Below are 3,838 nucleotides of genomic sequence, written 5' to 3' on the forward strand. Positions count from 1 at the left end.
TCGCGTTTCGGATTCCTGGCGATTCACGGCGGCGGTTTGGAACAAATGACCGACGTGATCGCCGAGCGCGCCGCCGACGCGGCCGGCGCATCGGTGTACCTGATCCGGCACCCCGACCGCTATCCACATCACTTGTCGTCGGCCCACTTTCGCCGCGACGAGTCAGCGCGCCTCGCGAAGTTCCTGGACCATGTCGACGTCACGGTGTCGTTGCATGGCTACGGTCGCATCGGCCGCGCCACGCAGCTGCTGGCCGGCGGTGCCAATCGCGAGCTGGCCGCCCACCTGGCCGACCACCTCGAGCTGCCCGGCTATCACGTCGTCACCGACCTCGACGAGATTCCCCACGAGCTGCGCGGGCTGCATCCGCAAAACCCGGTCAACCAGACACGTTATGGCGGAGCACAATTGGAATTGCCCATCCGGGTCAGGGGCATCAGCCCTCGCAGTCCGCTGCCCGGTGACGACGGTTTGTCACCGGTGACCGCTGATCTGGTCGAGGGCCTGGCAGCCGCGGCCCGATCGTGGAAATTTCCGTCAACATAACTACACAATCGGAGGTGGCCGGTGGCCGAACGGGGTTTTCGCTTTTCGATGGGCATTCACTCAGCCAAGTCGCGAACTGCGCTGCAGGACAAGGCAAAGCGCTATGAGGACCTGGGATTCGATGCCCTGCATCTGCCCGACCACCTCGGCGCCCCGGCGCCGTTTCCGGTGCTGACGGCGATCGCGTCCGCGACCTCCAGGGTCCGGCTGGGCACCTACGTGCTGAACGCAGGATTCTACAAACCCGCGCTGCTGGCTCGCGACGCCGCCGAAGTCGATCAGCTCAGTGACGGACGCCTCGACCTCGGTCTCGGCGCCGGCTACGTGCGCGAGGAATTCGAGGCAGCCGAGCTGCCGTATCCGACCGCCCGCGAACGCGTCGACCACCTCGAGCACGTGACCGCCTACTTCAAGAAGCACCTGCCGAAAGTGCCGATCCTGATCGCCGGCAACGGAAACCGATTGCTGACCATCGCCGCCAAGCACGCCGACATCATCGGGCTGACCGGTGCCCGGGTCGCTGATGTCGCCGACCCGCTCGCCGAACGCGTCGACTTCGTCCGCAACGCCGCCGGCGACCGGTTCGCCGATCTCGAGTTGAACCTCGCGATCACCGCCGTGCCATCCGACAATTCCGGGAAGCCCGACCTAGCGCTCACCCGCAGATTCGTGGACTTGTCCGACGAGGAGTTGCTGGCGCTGCCGTCGGTGCTGAGCGGATCGCCACGCGAGATCGCCGACACCCTGCGCGGCTACCGCGAGAAGTACGGGGTGACGTCGTTCACTTTCCAGGAAAACCACGTCGAGACCATCGCGAAGGTGATCCCCGACTTCCGCTGACAGCAGGCCACCCACAGCGTGCACAAAGTGGCTTTACGTATGGTGGGTTGATGCGCTACAACCCGCCGCCGAACTGGCCAAAGCCGCCCAAGGGCTGGGTGCCGCACGCCGACTGGTCGCCGGATCCGGCCTGGCCACCGCCACCGCCCGGCTGGCGGCTGTGGGTAGAGGAAGATGCCCCGGACGCGAAGACGACGCTGGGACGGCTCAAGCAAGCCGGCGACGAGAGCGAATATTTCGGTGACGAGAACGCCTGGGCCGATGACGCCGGGCCTGCGCCGGCCGCCGACGACGTGGACGCCGCTGCCGCGCCCGAGCCGACCGAGGTGGCGCCCGAAGATCTTGCGGTGCAACACCTTGGGCAGTACGCCACGGTCAAATGGGATGACGAGCACCAGTACGCCATCGGCACGATTGTCGCGGTCTCTGCCGACGCTGACGCGGTGCGGGTCAAGCTCGACGGCATCGACGCGCCGATTTTCTTTCCGCGAGCGGCGCCCGACGACGGTGCGGGCAGGCCCCGGCTCCTCGTCTGGATTTGACGACCCGCACTCGCCAGAGGCCGACGAGCGGCTAGGTTTAACGATGTTTTCAGGCCCTCGTAGCTCAGGGGATAGAGCACGGCTCTCCTAAAGCCGGTGTCGCAGGTTCGAATCCTGCCGGGGGCACTCTCTGAGCACGCATTTCACGAATGCGTGCAAGCTACGTGCAATAACCAGCACCAAACGTGCAGGTCACGGCACGGTCAGCAGACCGCCGAGCACGCTGCACCGGAGAGGCCCGTACGCCCGCCGATGCAAGAGAGTCCCTCACCAGCCGCTGCCCAGGGAACATCGAAGAGGTTCGTGTCCGTATCTAGGCGTGGCCTACTCGTAGAGCCGACACCGCTGGACGAGGATTTCGGCTAGCCGTTGAGGTTCGCTGACCATCAGCATGTGGCAGGTGTCGATCTCAACGAGGGTCTGCACACCGCCAAGCGCGTCAATGCACTCGTGTTGAATCTTCATCGAGACGGCGCTGCGATCACGCCGAGTGAGTATCCACGTGCGTGGCACATCGTCGGGCATACCGCTGCGGTCAACTTTTTCTATCATGATGGGGGCTGATTCCTGACAGGACCGAGCCAGCGTGAACCTGCGCTGTGCGGGAGTCATTCCGTTGCAGAATGCAAACCTCGCCAATGCAGTAGGCAAACCTCCCGAACGGCCTTTCTGCACATTGCGTTTTGCGGTGCGACGTGCGAACCAGCTCAGTGCCCCGGGAAGCGTGTCCACCAGGGCGCTGCCGTTGGCTGGTACTTGCGCGGCGGCCAAGATCATCTCCCGCACCCGCGCCGAGCCGAGCTTGGTGACAACACCGGGGACGGTCAGCCCCGCCAAAGAGTGGCCGACGATGACAAGGTTGTCGTCGAACTCCGCGCTCTTGATGTCTGCAACCACAGAGTCAACCCACTCGTCGATACACGCCGTGACCAAGTCACCGGGCTTCCCTCGCCGACCTGGCAAATCAACGGTCAGCACCTTTAGCTCCGGGTCCGCGCGGCGGATCGCGTCGACGGTGGGCTCCCAACAATCAGCGGCGAACCCACCACCATGCACGAGAACCAATGCGGGCATTGCCATGGCGGCCTCCTCTAGCGCCGTGCAAGAGGCATCGCGAACCCCATCTGGCGACCGATCCGCACAGCTATTCTTCAGCTGAGACACAGCAACCTTACGGGTTGATCTCGGGCGTTTTCACGGTTTGCGACAGGGAAGCGCCCGAGTGACTGAAGTGTGCGATTCAAACCCGACCGCGGGTAGGGGGGTGGGGTGTCCGCGCCAAAAGCACGGCCAGAAACACTCCCCCCAGCTGGGCATGTCTCCCCCCGATTCAAAAACCGAAGATTTTTTGCCTCGCGAAGCTGGTTGGCGGCAACGAGTTTGGTGTGTTTGTGCTGGCCAGCGTCGTGCGGCACCGGGTTTCAGGGGCAGCGTCGAAACCGAAGACGTTCGGTTTCGTGGTGTAGCGGAGAGCGTATACGGCGCGGGCTTCACGCAAGCCGTCCAGGCGGCGACCGACACCGACGCAGCCCATCATTGCCGCGGCCCAGTTTCGAGGGTTTCAGAAGTGGGTGGGCTGCGCTCGATGACTAGATCAGCACAATGTGCGGACCCTTTGAGCCAGTTCACATAAGGTCCAATTATGGGACTTCGCTCCGGATTGGGACTCGCCCGCACACCAGGCAGGGGCGTCATCATCGGCCAGTTTCTGCAGGCGCGTGAGTACGGAACCACGCCGAGCACCCCGCTGCGGCGGTGACGCAAATGGCAGAGCAGGACTGGACGCACAGCGCAACATTTCCGGGTAGTTGCCTGATACTGCTTAGGGCGGATTAACCGCTTTTCGCAGCCGCCGGTTGCGTGGCCGCGGATCTGTTCGCCGTCACCGTTATTCGAGCGGTGGGGACGCC

At 64.1% G+C, this 3,838-nt stretch carries 4 protein-coding genes and 1 tRNA gene; 4 read left to right on the forward strand and 1 reads right to left on the reverse strand.

Going from position 1 to position 3,838, the window contains the following annotated elements; translation table 11 throughout:
- From WAO18_RS24795 to WAO18_RS24810, 4 genes are all read left to right on the forward strand, one after another.
- Positions 1-546, forward strand: a 546-nt coding sequence (locus tag WAO18_RS24795; protein ID WP_422208872.1) for a poly-gamma-glutamate hydrolase family protein, incomplete at its 5' end; no start/stop codon positions are given.
- A gap of 48 nt (positions 547-594) precedes the next feature.
- The gene (locus WAO18_RS24800) at positions 595-1,386 is read left to right on the forward strand and encodes an LLM class F420-dependent oxidoreductase (RefSeq protein WP_422208875.1); all 792 of its coding nucleotides are present in this window, start codon (positions 595-597) and stop codon (positions 1,384-1,386) included.
- Positions 1,387-1,436: 50 nt separating this feature from the next.
- On the forward strand, positions 1,437-1,928 hold the full coding sequence (locus WAO18_RS24805) for a hypothetical protein (RefSeq protein WP_422208873.1): 492 nt from the start codon (positions 1,437-1,439) through the stop codon (positions 1,926-1,928).
- Between the two features lie 53 nt (positions 1,929-1,981).
- Positions 1,982-2,054: transfer RNA gene (locus WAO18_RS24810), tRNA-Arg, on the forward strand.
- Between the two features lie 198 nt (positions 2,055-2,252).
- Here WAO18_RS24810 and WAO18_RS24815 read toward each other — a convergent pair.
- On the reverse strand, positions 2,253-3,008 hold the full coding sequence (locus WAO18_RS24815) for an alpha/beta fold hydrolase (protein ID WP_422208874.1): 756 nt from the start codon (positions 3,006-3,008) through the stop codon (positions 2,253-2,255).
- Between the last annotated feature and the right edge of the window lie 830 nt (positions 3,009-3,838).

The sequence above is a fragment of the Mycobacterium sp. genome (genome assembly GCF_049278535.1).
In the GTDB taxonomy this organism is placed as follows: Bacteria; Actinomycetota; Actinomycetes; order Mycobacteriales; family Mycobacteriaceae; genus Mycobacterium.